Origin of the sequence: Kitasatospora albolonga (assembly GCA_002082585.1) — a bacterium.
Classification (GTDB): domain Bacteria; phylum Actinomycetota; class Actinomycetes; order Streptomycetales; family Streptomycetaceae; genus Streptomyces; species Streptomyces stephensoniae.
In genome coordinates this window covers 646,477-659,355 of sequence record CP020563.1, presented here as the reverse complement: position 1 = coordinate 659,355, position 12,879 = coordinate 646,477, and the positions used below count along the sequence as shown (strand labels likewise).

Annotated in this window: 9 protein-coding genes; 4 read left to right on the top strand and 5 right to left on the bottom strand. The window is 72.5% G+C overall.

Features of this window, described 5'->3' with window-relative positions:
• Positions 1–38: 38 nt before the first annotated feature.
• Positions 39–1,112, bottom strand: coding sequence for a hypothetical protein (locus tag B7C62_02690; protein ID ARF71282.1), 1,074 nt, complete (start codon positions 1,110–1,112; stop codon positions 39–41).
• Between the two features lie 352 nt (positions 1,113–1,464).
• Between B7C62_02690 and B7C62_02685 the strand changes: the two genes are divergently transcribed.
• Positions 1,465–3,003: a spermidine synthase gene (locus B7C62_02685; protein ARF71281.1), complete on the top strand. Its 1,539-nt coding sequence runs from the start codon at positions 1,465–1,467 to the stop codon at positions 3,001–3,003.
• A 21-nt stretch (positions 3,004–3,024) separates the two neighbouring features.
• Here the strand turns inward: B7C62_02685 and B7C62_02680 are convergent, their stop codons facing one another.
• The 3 genes from B7C62_02680 to B7C62_02670 form a co-directional block, all read right to left on the bottom strand.
• Positions 3,025–4,806, bottom strand: a complete 1,782-nt coding sequence (locus B7C62_02680) for a multidrug ABC transporter ATP-binding protein (GenBank protein ID ARF71280.1) — start codon at positions 4,804–4,806, stop codon at positions 3,025–3,027.
• Positions 4,803–6,626 (bottom strand): ABC transporter permease, encoded by a 1,824-nt coding sequence (locus tag B7C62_02675; protein ARF71279.1) that lies wholly within the window; start codon positions 6,624–6,626, stop codon positions 4,803–4,805. The genes B7C62_02680 and B7C62_02675 overlap by 4 nt, the downstream gene beginning before the upstream one ends.
• Before the next feature lie 164 nt (positions 6,627–6,790).
• Positions 6,791–8,272, bottom strand: a complete 1,482-nt coding sequence (locus B7C62_02670; GenBank protein ID ARF71278.1) for a glycosyl hydrolase — start codon at positions 8,270–8,272, stop codon at positions 6,791–6,793.
• A gap of 430 nt (positions 8,273–8,702) precedes the next feature.
• Here B7C62_02670 and B7C62_02665 point away from each other — a divergent pair, with 430 nt between their 5' ends.
• Positions 8,703–9,101, top strand: a complete 399-nt coding sequence (locus B7C62_02665; GenBank protein ARF71277.1) for a hypothetical protein — start codon at positions 8,703–8,705, stop codon at positions 9,099–9,101.
• Between the two features lie 96 nt (positions 9,102–9,197).
• Here the strand turns inward: B7C62_02665 and B7C62_02660 are convergent, their stop codons facing one another.
• Positions 9,198–9,617 (bottom strand): MarR family transcriptional regulator, encoded by a 420-nt coding sequence (locus B7C62_02660; protein ID ARF76953.1) that lies wholly within the window; start codon positions 9,615–9,617, stop codon positions 9,198–9,200.
• Between the two features lie 196 nt (positions 9,618–9,813).
• Here B7C62_02660 and B7C62_02655 point away from each other — a divergent pair, with 196 nt between their 5' ends.
• Both B7C62_02655 and B7C62_02650 read left to right on the top strand, forming a co-directional pair.
• Positions 9,814–11,628 (top strand): multidrug ABC transporter ATP-binding protein, encoded by a 1,815-nt coding sequence (locus B7C62_02655; protein ID ARF71276.1) that lies wholly within the window; start codon positions 9,814–9,816, stop codon positions 11,626–11,628.
• 391 nt (positions 11,629–12,019) lie between these two features.
• On the top strand, positions 12,020–12,877 hold the full coding sequence (locus tag B7C62_02650) for an aminodeoxychorismate lyase (GenBank protein ARF71275.1): 858 nt from the start codon (positions 12,020–12,022) through the stop codon (positions 12,875–12,877).
• Positions 12,878–12,879 lie beyond the last annotated feature (2 nt).

Below are 12,879 nucleotides of genomic sequence, written 5' to 3'. Positions count from 1 at the left end.
GCCGCCGGATGGGGCCGGGCCGTACGCCGCCGACGGGCTCAGACCCGTACGCCCCACATGAACGGCATCCCACTGCGCGCCATCGACTCGTAGCGCACCTGCGCCCCCGGCTTCGGCGAGTGGAGGATCTGGCCGTTCCCGGCGTAGAAGCCGACATGGCTCAGGTCCGTACGCATGATGACGAGGTCACCGGGCCTGAGGTCGCCCAGGGAGTTGATCCGGGTGCCGAAGCTGGCCTGGGCCTGGGAGGTGCGGGGCAGGTCCACCCCGGCCTGCCGGAACGCCCAGGAGGTCAGCCCGGAGCAGTCGAACGACCCCGGACCGGTGGCCCCCCACACGTACGGCATGCCGACCCTGGTCTTCGCCGCCTCGAAGGCCGAGCCGGTACGCCCCGGCGCGGCGGCCTGGCTGCCGCCCCCGGTGCTGTTGCCGACGGCGGTCTTCTTGCTGAGCTCGATCCGCTCGCTGGCCCGGTTGGCCCGCTCCTCCTTGGCGGCGATCTCGGCCCGCTCCTTGGCGGTCAGCGTGTTGAGGAGGCGCTGCGCCTCCGCCAGCTTGCCCTGGATCTCCTTCTTCCGGTTGCCCAGCTCCTTGCGGGTGTCCTGGAGACCGGCGAGCTTCTCCCCGGCCTGGACGCGCTGCTGCCGCAGGGCGCGCTGCTCCGAGAGGAACCGCTGGAGCGCCTCCGACTGCCGGGCGCCGATCCGGTCGAGCACCGCCGCCTCGCCGAGGAAGGCGTCCGGGTCGGACGAGAGCAGCAGCTGGACCGAGGGGTCGAGGCCGCCGCTGCGGTACTGGGCGGTGGCCGCGGAACCGAGGCCGCGCCGCAGCTCGTTGAGGTCGTCCTGCTTGCGCGCCACGGCCGCCTGGAGGTTGTCGGCCTCCTTCTGGAGCTTCCCGGCCGTCTCCTTCGCCCCGTTGTACTTCTCCGTGGCCTGGGTGGCTTCCTCGTAGAGGCGGTCGATCTGCGCCTGGACGCCCTTCTTGTTGGGATCGGGCAGCGGATCGGCCGACGCCGACTGGGCGGACAGCGCGACGCTCACCGCGGCGGTCGCCGTGATCACGGACACGTAACCCTGGCCGGGCTGCTTGGGACGACGATGGGACGCCACCGGGGCGGGCTCCTTTTCCTCGGCCGCCAAGGGACGGCCGGACCGTCCGTCACGTCACGCGGCGATGCTGCGGATTCAGCGACACTTCCACCGGCACCCCGGCGGGTGACCGGCCGTGCGGCGGCCGGTCCTCGCATACTAATCACCTTAGTGACCCGCATCCAAGCGCCGACGGCGACCCGTACCGAAGCGCCGACGGCGGCCTGCGGCCGTACATCGGCAGCCACTTGTGCCCGGTGTGTCCGGGCCCGGCAGCGATCTGCGTCCGGCCCCGGCTTCCAGGTGGCGCGAGTGCCCGGGCTCCCATCGGCCGGGCGGCGGGAGCCCGTCCGCCGCATGCGAGGATGCTGGCGTGACCACACCGCCCTCCCCTCCCGTGGCCGACGACCCGCCCAGCGACCAGGGGCTCGGCCAGCGCGCCGCCGTGGCCCTCGTGTTCGGCTCATCGGCCGCGGTCCTGGTGGTCGAGATCGTCGCCCTGCGGCTCCTGGCCCCCTACCTCGGCCTCACCCTCGAAACCAGCACCATGGTGATCGGCATCGCCCTCACCGCGATCGCGCTCGGCTCCTGGCTGGGCGGGCGCGCCGCCGACCAGGTCGACCCGTACCGCCTCATCGGCCCCGCGCTCGGGGTCTCCGGCGTGGTCGTCTCGCTCACCCCGCTGCTGCTCCGCACCACGGCGGAGTGGGCGACTCCGCTGCTCCTGCTGGTCGCGGCGGGGACCCTCCTGGTGCCCGGCGCCCTGCTCTCCGCCGTCACCCCGATCGTCACCAAGCTGCGGCTCACCAGCCTCGCCGAGACCGGGACGGTGGTGGGACGGCTCTCCGGGGTGGGCACCTTCGGTGCCATCGTCGGCACGGTCCTCACCGGATTCGTCCTGGTCTCGCGGCTGCCCGTCAGCTTCATCCTGACCGGCCTCGGCGGCCTGCTGGTGATCGCCTCCGCGCTGGTCCGGTGGCGGGCGCGCCACCGGCTCCGGGCCTCGGCCGTGGCGCTGGCCACCGTCGCCGCCGGCTCCCTCGCCACCGGGTTCGCCCCCGGAGGCTGCGACGCGGAGACCCGGTACCACTGCGCCCGGATCGTCGCCGACCCCGACCGGGCCACCGGCCGCACCCTCGTCCTGGACGGGCTGCGCCACTCCTATGTGGACATCGACGACCCGACGCACCTTCAGTTCGGTTACGTGCGGGCCATCGCGGCGGTGGTCGACACCGCGTTCCCCGAGGGCGAGCCGCTCGCCGCCCACCACATCGGGGGCGGCGGCCTCACCTTCCCCCGCTACCTCGCCACCGTCCGCCCCGGGACCCGCAGCCTCGTCTCCGAGATCGACGGCGGGGTCGTCCGCATCGACCGCGAACAGCTCGGCCTCGACACGTCCACCGGCATCGACGTCCGCGTGGAGGACGGCAGGCTGGGCCTCAAGCGGCTGGCCGCCGACAGCCGCGACGTCGTCGTCGGCGACGCCTTCGGAGGCGTCAGCGTGCCCTGGCACCTCACGACCTTCCAAGCGCTGCGGGACGTACGCCGGGTGCTCAAGGACGACGGCCTGTACGTCGCCAACCTCATCGACCACGGCGAACTGGCCTTCGCCCGGGCCGAGGTCGCCACCCTCCGCAAGCTCTTCGCGCACGTCGCCCTCATCGGCGCCCCCGTCGACATCGGCCTCGACCCGGCCGCCACCCCCGTGGGCGGCAACCTGCTGGTGGTCGCCTCCGCCCGGCCGGTCGACGCCCCCGCCGTCCAGGAGGCCCTGGACACCCGGGAGACCGGCTGGCGGATCGCCACCGGGGACACCGTCACCGCCTGGACCGGGGACGCCCCGGTCCTCACCGACGACTACGCCCCGGTGGACCAGCTCCTCCAGCCCCACCGCACCCGGACCGTACGGTGACCTCCGGGGCGCACAGCGGCCTCACCCGTGCCAGGACCGCCACAGCGCCGCGTACGCCCCGTCCGCCGCGACCAGTTCGTCATGGCTGCCCAGCTCGCTGATCCGGCCGTCCTCCACGACCGCGATGACGTCCGCGTCGTGCGCGGTGTGCAGCCGGTGCGCGATCGCCACCACCGTACGGCCCTCCAGCACGCGGGCCAGGGAACGCTCCAGATGGCGGGCGGCCCTCGGGTCGAGGAGCGAGGTCGCCTCGTCCAGGACCAGGGTGTGCGGGTCGGCCAGGACGAGACGGGCCAGCGCGATCTGCTGCGCCTGCGCCGGGGTCAGCGCGAACCCGCCCGAACCGACCTCCGTGTCCAGCCCCTTGTCCAGGGCCCGCGCCCAGCCGTCCGCGTCCACGGCGGCCAGCGAGGCCCACAGCTCGGCATCCTGCGCCCCCTCCCGGGCCAGCAGCAGGTTGTCCCGCAGCGAACCGACGAAGACGTGGTGCTCCTGGTTGACCAGGGCCACATGCTCACGGACCCGCTCCGCCGTCATCCGGGACAGCTCGGTGCCGCCGAGCGTGACCTCCCCGGTGCGCGGGGCGTAGATCCCGGCCAGCAGCCGGCCCAGCGTCGACTTGCCCGCACCCGAAGGGCCGACCAGCGCGAGCCGGGTGCCCGGCGCCACGTCCAGCGACACCTGGTGCAGGACGTCGACGCCCTCCCGGTACCCGAAGCGCACCTCGTCCGCCCGCACGTCCCGGCCGTCCGGGCCTGCCTCCGCGTCCCCGCCGTCCGGCTCGATCTCCCGTACGCCGACGAGCCGCGCCAGCGACACCTGGGCGACCTGGAGTTCGTCGTACCAGCGCAGGATCATCCCGATCGGGTCGACCAGCATCTGGGCCAGCAGCGCGCCCGTCGTCAGCTGCCCGACCGTGAGCCAGCCCTCCAGCACGAACCAGCCGCCGAGCAGCAGGACCGCGCCGAGGACGGTCACGTACGTGGCGTTGACGACCGGGAAGAGCACCGAACGCAGGAACAGGGTGTAGCGCTCCCACGCCGTCCATTCGGTGACGCGCCGGTCCGACAGCCCCACCCGGCGGGCGCCGAGCCGGTGGGCCTCCACGGTCCGCCCGGCGTCCACGGTCTCGGCGAGCACGGCGGCGACGGCCGCGTAACCCGCCGCCTCCGAGCGGTACGCGGAGGGCGCGCGCCGGAAGTACCAGCGGCAGCCGACGATCAGCACCGGCAGCGCGACCACCACGGCCAGCGCCAGCGGGGGAGCGGTCACGGTGAGCGCGCCGACCAGCAGCCCGGTCCACACGATGCCGATGGCCAGCTGCGGCACGGCCTCCCGCATCGCGTTGGCCAGCCGGTCGATGTCCGTGGTGATCCGGGAGAGCAGATCGCCCGTCCCGGCCCGCTCCAGAACCCCCGGCGGCAGTCCCACGGACCGTACGAGGAAGTCCTCGCGCAGATCGGCGAGCATCTCCTCGCCCAGCATGGCCCCGCGCAGCCGCATCGACCGGGTGAACACCGCCTGGATCACCAGCGCGAGGGCGAAGACCGCGGCGGTGCGCTCCAGATGCAGGTCGGTGACCCCGTCGGAGAGGTCCTCCACCAGCCCGCCGAGCAGATACGGGCCGACGATCGACGCGATGACCGCCACCGCGTTGGCGCCGACCAGCAGGGCGAAAGCCTTGCGGTGACGCCGCAGCAGATCCCGTACGTAACTCCGTACGGTCGACGGGGTGCCGACGGGAAGGGTGGTGGCCGACTCCGGGGCGGCCGGGTCGTACGCCGGAGGTGCGACGCCGATCATGCCCTCTCCTCGATTTCCTGGGTGCTCTTCACGGCGGGGGCCGCGTCGGTCCCCGTACGGGCGGCGGCCGCCGCCTCCTCGTCGGTCTCGCGGGTGACGACGGCCCGGTAACGCGGTTCGGTGCGCAGCAGTTCGCGGTGGGTGCCCGCCGCGACCACGGTCCCCCCGTGGACGAGGACGACCCGGTCGGCCACATCCAGCAGCAGCGGCGAGGAGGCGAACGCGACCGTCGTACGGCCCCGGCGCAGCTCCGCGACCCCGGCGGCGACGCGCGCCTCGGTGTGCGAGTCGACGGCCGAGGTCGGCTCGTCCAGCACCAGCGCCTCCGGGTCGGTGATCAGCGACCGGGCCAGCGCGAGGCGCTGGCGCTGCCCGCCGGAGAGGGACCGGCCCCGCTCGGTGATCCGGGTCCGCATCGGGTCCCCGTCGTCGTCGGGGGACGCCTGGCGCAGTGCGGCGAGCACATCGCCGCACTGCGCGGCCTTCAGCGCCTCCTCGGCGGTGACCAGCCCCGAGGACGGCACGTCCAGCAGCTCCTGGAGCGTGCCGGAGAGCAGGACCGGGTCCTTGTCCTGGACCAGGACCGCCGCCCGTGCGGTGTCCAGGGGGAGTTCGTCCAGCGCGACGGCACCGAGCAGGACCGAGGGGGCCTTTCGGGAGTCGTCGCCCTGGGCGTGGCCGCCGAGCCGTTCGGCCAGCCGCCCCGCCTCGTCCGGGTCACCGCAGACGACGGCCGTGAACTGCCCCCGGGCGGCCATCAGTCCGGTGGCGGGGTCGTACAGATCGCCCGACGGGACGCCGCCCGCCTCGGTGGCCGTCCGGTCGCTGCGGCGCAGCGACAGCACCCGTACCGCACGCTGTGCGGACGGCCGGGAGAAGGAGTAGGCCATCGCGATCTCCTCGAAGTGACGGAGAGGGAAGATCATCAGCGTGGCCGCGCTGTACACCGTGACCAACTGGCCCACGTCGATGCGGCCGTCGCGGACGAGCGTCGCTCCGTACCAGATCAGGGAGAGCAGCAGGACGCCCGGCAGCAGCACCTGCACCGCCGAGATCAGCGCCCACATCCGCGCGGAGCGCACGGCCGCCCTGCGGACCTCCTGCGAGGCCCGGCGGTAGCGGCCGAGGAACAGCTCCTCGCCGCCGATCCCGCGCAGCACCCGCAGCCCGGCCACCGTGTCCGAGGCCAGCTCGGTCGCCTTTCCGGCCTTCTCGCGCTGCTCGTCGGCGCGCCGGGTGGCGCGGGGGAGCAGCGGCAGCACGGCCAGGGCCAGCACCGGCATGGCGACGGCCACCAGGACGCCGAGGGCCGGGAGGTAGACGACCAGCCCCACGCAGACCAGGACGAGGGCGGTGGCGGCGGCCGCGAAGCGCGAGAGGGCCTCCACGAACCAGCCGATCTTCTCCACGTCCCCCGTCGACACGGCGACGACCTCACCGGCCGCGACCCGCCGGGTCAGGGCGGCGCCCAGCTCGGCGGTCTTGCGCGCCAGGAGCTGCTGCACCCGGGCGGCGGCGGTGATCCAGTTGGTCACGGCGGTCCGGTGGAGCATGGTGTCGCCCACCGCGATCGTGACGCCCAGGAGCGCGACCAGCCCGCAGGCCAGCGCGAGGCGCGAACCGGAGCGGTCCACGACGGCCTGGACGGCGATGCCGACGCCGATCGGGAACCCGGCGATGCTCAGCTGGTGGAGCAGTCCCCAGCCGAGGGCCTTGAGCTGCCCGCCCAGCTGATTGCGCCCGAGCCAGTACAGGAAGCGTGGGCCCGACCGTACATCGGGGTCGCCGGGATTCGAGTACGGAAGATCGCGAATCTGCATGACGTCCCAGGGCTAGGAATGCGCAAGGCCCGTGCGGACCTCGGAGAGGGGGATGACCAAACCGTGCAAGGTTCGCCCTCCGTCCACCTCCGGGGCAACCGGTTTTCACGGCCGCCCCCCGCCCCGCGGGGCCCCGGACCGAACAGCCCGGGACCCCGGCACCGTCATGCGGCGGGCTTCTCCGAGTCCATGCCGGACCTGGCCTTCTTCCACGCGCCCCGGGTGAAGTCCGGGATGGGCAGCGGGGCGCCCTTCGCCTTGATGGAGAGATGGCTCAGCGGCACCGGGGCCGTCCAGAGGGCCGCGTCGTACACGTCGAAGTCCGGGACCAGGCCCAGCCGCATGCACTGCATCAGCCGGAACACCATGATGTAGTCCATCCCGCCGTGGCCGCCCGGCGGGTTGGCGTGTTCCTTCCAGAGCCAGTGGTCCCACTCGGCGTACTTCTTGAAGTCGTCCCACCGGTGGTCCGTGTTCGTGGGCTCCAGGTAGATCCGCTCCGGGTAGTCCTCGAAGACGCCCCGGGTGCCGCCGAGGCTGTTGATACGGGAGTACGGGTGCGGCGTCGACACATCGTGCTCCAGCCGGATCACCCGGCCCCTGGCGGTCTGCACGAGGCTGATCGTCCGGTCGGCGCCGATGTACGACTCCTTCCAGCTCGGGTCACCGGGGGGCATGTGCTCCTTGCGGTACTCGGCGAGGCCGAGGGCGGGGGTGCCGACGCTGGTGATGGAGACGGCGCGGTCGCCCCGGTTGAGGTCCATGTAGTTGGCGACCGGCCCGAACCCGTGGTTGGGGTAGAGATCGCCGCGCAGCCGGGTGTGCCAGAGCCGCCGCCAGGGACCCTCGTAGTAGTCCGGGTCGAACATCAGCTCGCGCAGATCGTGGTTGTACGCCCCCGCGCCGTGCAGCAGGTCCCCGAAGAGGCCCGCGTGCGCCATCCGGAGCACCCGCATCTCGTTCTTGCCGTAACAACAGTTCTCCAGCTGCATACAGTGCCGCCGGGTGCGCTCGGAGAGGTCGACGAGCTGCCAGAGCTCCTCCAGCCGCATCGCGACCGGGCACTCCACGCCCACGTGCTTGCCGTTCAGCATCGCCGCCTTCGCCATCGGGAAGTGCAGCTCCCAGGGCGTCACGACATAGACGAAGTCGATGTCCCCGCGTCGGCAGAGGTTCTCGTAGTCGTGCTCCCCCTTGGCGTAGACGGCCGGGGTGGGCTGCCCGGCGGCCGTCACCTTGGCCGCAGCCTTCTCCGCCTTGTCCCGGACGGGGTCGCAGACTGCCACGACCCGGACGCCGGGGACGGCGAGGAAGAGGTCGATCATGCTGTCGCCCCGGTTGCCGAGACCTATGATCCCGACTCGTACGGTCGAGCGCCGCTCGAAGGGGACGTCCACCATCGTGCGGCCCTGCCGGGTGGGGGCCGCCGTCGCGGCTTCCGCGGCGGCCGCGGTTTCCGGGGCGGCGGTCCCGGCGGCCGACGCGGTGCCCGGCGCCAGCGCGCCGAGGCCGAGTCCGGCCCCGGCCACGCCCGCCGTGGTCCACAGCACCGAACGGCGGCTGGGGGCCTGCCGGTCGGCGTTGTCACCGGTGTGCTGCGGGGGGAGGTCCTGCGGTGTCTGTCCGGGCCGGGCGTCGTCGTTCATCGAGCCTCCAGGTGGGGTGTGGGGGTTCTGGACGTGCGCGAGCGGGGCCGGTCCCCTGCGGGCGGGTCAACGGCCGTGGGACCGGGCCTCGGTAAGGACCCTGGACGGAGAGGCTGATGGTGCGCAAGGGAGCCAATTGGACTCTCGTACTCAAACCATGGACTTTTCTCCGGAGCGCGCGAAGGCCCCGACTGGTTCAACCAGTTGGGGCCTCTGACCTGCGCTCGGCCGGGTCTCCGGGGGATCGGCGGCCCGGTGGCCGGGTGGCGCGTTCCGGCTCGGCCGGGGCCGAGCGGCAGGGGTGTCCGGTGGCCCGGCCCTTTGTCCTTGCCGTCGGCCGGGTGGGGACCGCGTCGAGCCCGGTGGTCCAGGGCGTCACCGGCCGGGATAGGCTGAACGCGTTCAAAAAGTCTGGTTCCTGGGGGCGGTCATGCAGGTCATCACGCGCGAGAGCGTTCATCCGTGGCAGATCGGTCTGGCCGTGTGCGCCGTGGCCGCCCCGCTGCTGCCGGTCGCCGTCTCCGGCGATCCTTCCTTCGTGCTTCCCCTGGTGGTCGTGACCGCGGCGCTGACCGCTGCGCCCCTGTTCTTCCACGCCCGGCCTTCCGTCTTCCGGCGGGCGGCCGGGATCATTGCGGCGGTGCTGCTGCCGTGGTCGCTCATCGGTTCCTGGTGGGGGATGTTCGTCTTCTTCCTCTCGGTCCCGCTCCTTCTCCTCTCGGTCCTCTCGGACCCGCGGCGGCGCCCGGGGAGCGCCAAGTACCTGGCGGGGGCGGGCTTCCTGCTGGCGGCGGCGGTATCGCTGTTCTGGTGGGGCCGGGGGTACTGAACCTTTCGCCGCTGACCGCCTGACCGCCCGATGGGTGGTTGACGGGGGCCCTGTCGAAGCCGTCCGGCTCCGGTGGTCTCCGGCCCGCGCCCGGTCTCAGCAGCGGCGCTCCGGCATTCCGTCGACCAGTGCGGAGAGCAGCCCGCCGAGCACCTCGCGCTGGTCGGCGGTCAGCGGGGCCAGGATCTCCTCCGCGGCCGCCCGGCGCGCGTTGCGCAGGGAGCGGAGCGTGGCGCGCCCCTCGTCGGTGATCTCGATGCGCACCACCCGGCGGCTGTCGGGATCGGGGGCGCGCCGGACCCGCCCGCTCGCCTCCAGGGCGTCGACCAGGGTCGTCACGGCGCGCGGGACGACGTCCAGACGCTGGGCGAGATCGGCCATCCGGGGGGCCGCGTCGTAGCTCGCGACCGTCCGCAGCAGCCGGAACTGGGCCGGGGTGATGCCGATCGGCTCCAGCTGACGGCTCTGGATGCGGTGCAGCCGGCGCGTCAGCCGCAGCAGCTGCTCGGCGAGCATGCCGTCGGGGTCGCGGTCCCGGTCGTGGGGCCGGGCGGCGGTGTCCGCCGCATCCGTGGCGTCGGCGTCGGGGGAATCCAGGGCGTCCATACAGGAACAATATCAGGACCCCGTTCATTGTGAGTATAGGTAACAGTGAGCTAAGCTCTGAACGTCGGACACGTCCGGCTGTTCCTCACGCCCCACGAAGGAGCCCATGAAACCCGACGAATCCACCTGGACGCCCCCACCCGACGCGGCCCCGGACCGGTCGCCCGGCGAGGTGCGCCGCATCCTCCGCCTCTTCCGTCCCTACCGCGGCCGGCTCGCCGTGGTCGGGCTGCTGGTCGGCGCCTCCTCCCTGGTGTCGGTCGCCTCCCCGTTCCTGCTGCGCGAGATCCTGGACACCGCCATCCCCCAGGGCCGCACGGGGCTGCTGACCCTGCTCGCGCTCGGCATGGTCCTCACCGCCGTGCTGAACAGCGTCTTCGGCGTCCTCCAGACCCTGATCTCGACGACCGTCGGCCAGCGCGTCATGCACGACCTGCGCACCGCCGTCTACGCCCAGCTCCAGCGGATGCCGCTCGCCTTCTTCACCCGCACCCGCACGGGCGAGGTGCAGTCCCGCATCGCCAACGACATCGGCGGTATGCAGGCGACGGTCACCTCCACGGCGACCTCGCTCGTCTCCAACCTCACCGCCGTCATCGCGACCGTCGTCGCCATGCTCGCGCTCGACTGGCGCCTCACCGTCGTCTCGCTGCTCCTGCTGCCGGTGTTCGTCGCGATCAGCCGCCGCGTCGGCCGGGAGCGGAAGCGGATCACCACCCAGCGCCAGAAGCAGATGGCCGCCATGGCCGCCACGGTGACCGAGTCCCTCTCGGTCAGCGGCATCCTCCTCGGCCGCACGATGGGCCGCTCCGACTCCCTCACCAAGGGGTTCACCGAGGAGTCCGAGCGCCTGGTCGACCTGGAGGTCCGCTCCAGCATGGCGGGCCGCTGGCGGATGGCCGTCATCGGCATCGTCATGGCCGCCATGCCCGCCGTCATCTACTGGTTCGCGGGCCTCACCGCCCCGCCGGGCTCCACCGCCGTCTCCATCGGCACACTGGTCGCCTTCGTCACGCTCCAGCAGGGGCTGTTCCGCCCGGCGGTGAGCCTGCTCTCGACCGGTGTCCAGATGCAGACCTCCCTGGCCCTGTTCCAGCGGATCTTCGAGTACCTGGACCTCACGGTGGACATCACCGAACCGGAGAAGCCCGTCCGGCTGGAGAAGATCCGCGGCGAGATCGCCTTCGAGAACGTCGACTTCCGCTACGACGCCACGAGCGGCCCCGCGCTCAGCGCCATCGACGTGACCGTTCCCGCGGGCCACAGCCTGGCGGTGGTCGGCCCGACCGGCTCCGGCAAGTCCACACTCAGCTATCTCGTGCCCCGCCTCTACGACGTCACCGGCGGCCGGGTCACGCTCGACGGGGTCGACGTCCGCGACCTGGACTTCGACACGCTGGCCCGGGCGGTCGGCGTGGTCTCCCAGGAGACCTACCTCTTCCACGCCTCCGTCGCCGACAACCTGCGCTTCGCCAAGCCGGGCGCCACCGACGAGGAGATCGAGGCCGCGGCCCGCGCCGCACAGATCCACGACCACATCGCCTCCCTGCCCGACGGCTACGACACCCTCGTCGGCGAGCGCGGCTACCGCTTCTCGGGCGGTGAGAAGCAGCGCCTCGCCATCGCCCGCACCATCCTCCGCGACCCGCCGGTGCTGATCCTCGACGAGGCGACCAGCGCGCTCGACACCCGTACGGAACACGCCGTGCAGGAAGCGATCGACGCACTCTCCGAGGGCCGTACCACCCTCACCATCGCGCACCGCCTCTCCACCGTCCGCGACGCGGACCAGATCGTCGTCCTGGACGGCGGCCGCATAGCCGAACGCGGTACGCACGAGGAGCTGCTCGGCCGGGACGGCCGGTACGCGGCCCTGATCCGCCGCGACGCGCACCGGCGGACACCGGTTCCGGCCCCCTGACCGCCGCTGCCCTCCCCACGCAGCGGCGCCGCCGCTCCCGTGGGACGGGGAGCGACGGCGCCGGGCGGAGCGATGGTCAGACGAGCCAACCCACGAAGTGGACGATGCCGGCCAGCAGGTTGGTCAGGAAGTTCATCGGGACTTTCTCCTTGGTGCGTGGTGCATGTGTGGGACATGCGCAGTAGCGGTCTGCAGCCCGTTGACTGCGCTCTGCAATCATCACGCCCGGCGGGAGGCATCAGCAACGAATCCCCGTACGATCACGCGTTCCAGCGAACATCCGATCCCCTGTTCGTGTGTTCTGGTCGAGCCGTACGGCGTTCGTGTCGCCGGGGCCGACGCCGCAGCCGGGCTACCGGCCCGGGGGAGCGGGCCGGGTTAACGTGCCCGCATGGTGAACGAGTCCCCGGACGCCCGTCCCCGTCGCAGACTCCGCCCGACCCGCCGCGGGAAGATCGTCCTGGTCGTCGCGGCGCTGCTCGTCGTGTCGGCCGCCGTGCTGATCCCGCTCTCCCTGCTCGGCCCGGAGAAGAAGGAGAAGAAGCAGGAGCGCCCGCAGAGCACCCTGGTGATCCCGGAGGGCTGGCGCGCATCGCAGGTGTACACCGCCGTCGACCGGGAGCTCGGCCTGAAGTCCGGCTCCACGCAGAAGACCGTGCCGACGGTGGACCTCGGGCTGCCGGACCAGGCCGAGGGCAACCCCGAGGGGTACCTCTTCCCGGCCACGTATCCGGTCGACTCCACGACCACGCCCGCGAGCCTCCTGCGCTACATGGCGGACACCGCCCGCAAGCGGTTCGGCGCCGACCACATCACCGCCGGAGCGCAGCGGAACAACGTCACGGTCTACGAGACGGCCACCATCGCCAGCATCGTCCAGGCCGAGGCCGACACCGCCTCCGACATGGGCAAGGTCGCCCGGGTCGTCTACAACCGGCTGCTCAAGGACATGCCGTTGCAGATGGACTCCACCATCAACTACGCCCTCAAGCGCTCCACCCTGGACACCACGACCGCCGACACCCGGCTGGACAGCCCGTACAACAGCTACGTACGCAAGGGGCTGCCGCCGACCCCCATCGGCAACCCGGGGGAGGAGGCCATGCGCGCCGCGGTCACCCCCACGCCCGGCCCCTGGCTCTACTTCGTCACGGTCGCGCCCGGGGACACCCGGTTCACCGACAGCTACGACGAACAGCAGAGAAACGTCGAGGAGTTCAACCGCAACCGCCGCGCCGCCACGGGCTGACG

Bases quoted from the DNA above. Each gene is read 5' to 3' on its own strand.
- B7C62_02680 (ARF71280.1), bottom strand. From the start codon at position 4,806: ATGATCGGCGTCGCACCTCCGGCGTACGACCCGGCCGCCCCGGAGTCG.
- B7C62_02675 (ARF71279.1), bottom strand. From the start codon at position 6,626: ATGCAGATTCGCGATCTTCCGTACTCGAATCCCGGCGACCCCGATGTA.
- B7C62_02670 (ARF71278.1), bottom strand. From the start codon at position 8,272: ATGAACGACGACGCCCGGCCCGGACAGACACCGCAGGACCTCCCCCCG.
- B7C62_02665 (ARF71277.1), top strand. From the start codon at position 8,703: ATGCAGGTCATCACGCGCGAGAGCGTTCATCCGTGGCAGATCGGTCTG.
- B7C62_02660 (ARF76953.1), bottom strand. From the start codon at position 9,617: ATGCTCGCCGAGCAGCTGCTGCGGCTGACGCGCCGGCTGCACCGCATC.
- B7C62_02655 (ARF71276.1), top strand. From the start codon at position 9,814: ATGAAACCCGACGAATCCACCTGGACGCCCCCACCCGACGCGGCCCCG.
- B7C62_02650 (ARF71275.1), top strand. From the start codon at position 12,020: ATGGTGAACGAGTCCCCGGACGCCCGTCCCCGTCGCAGACTCCGCCCG.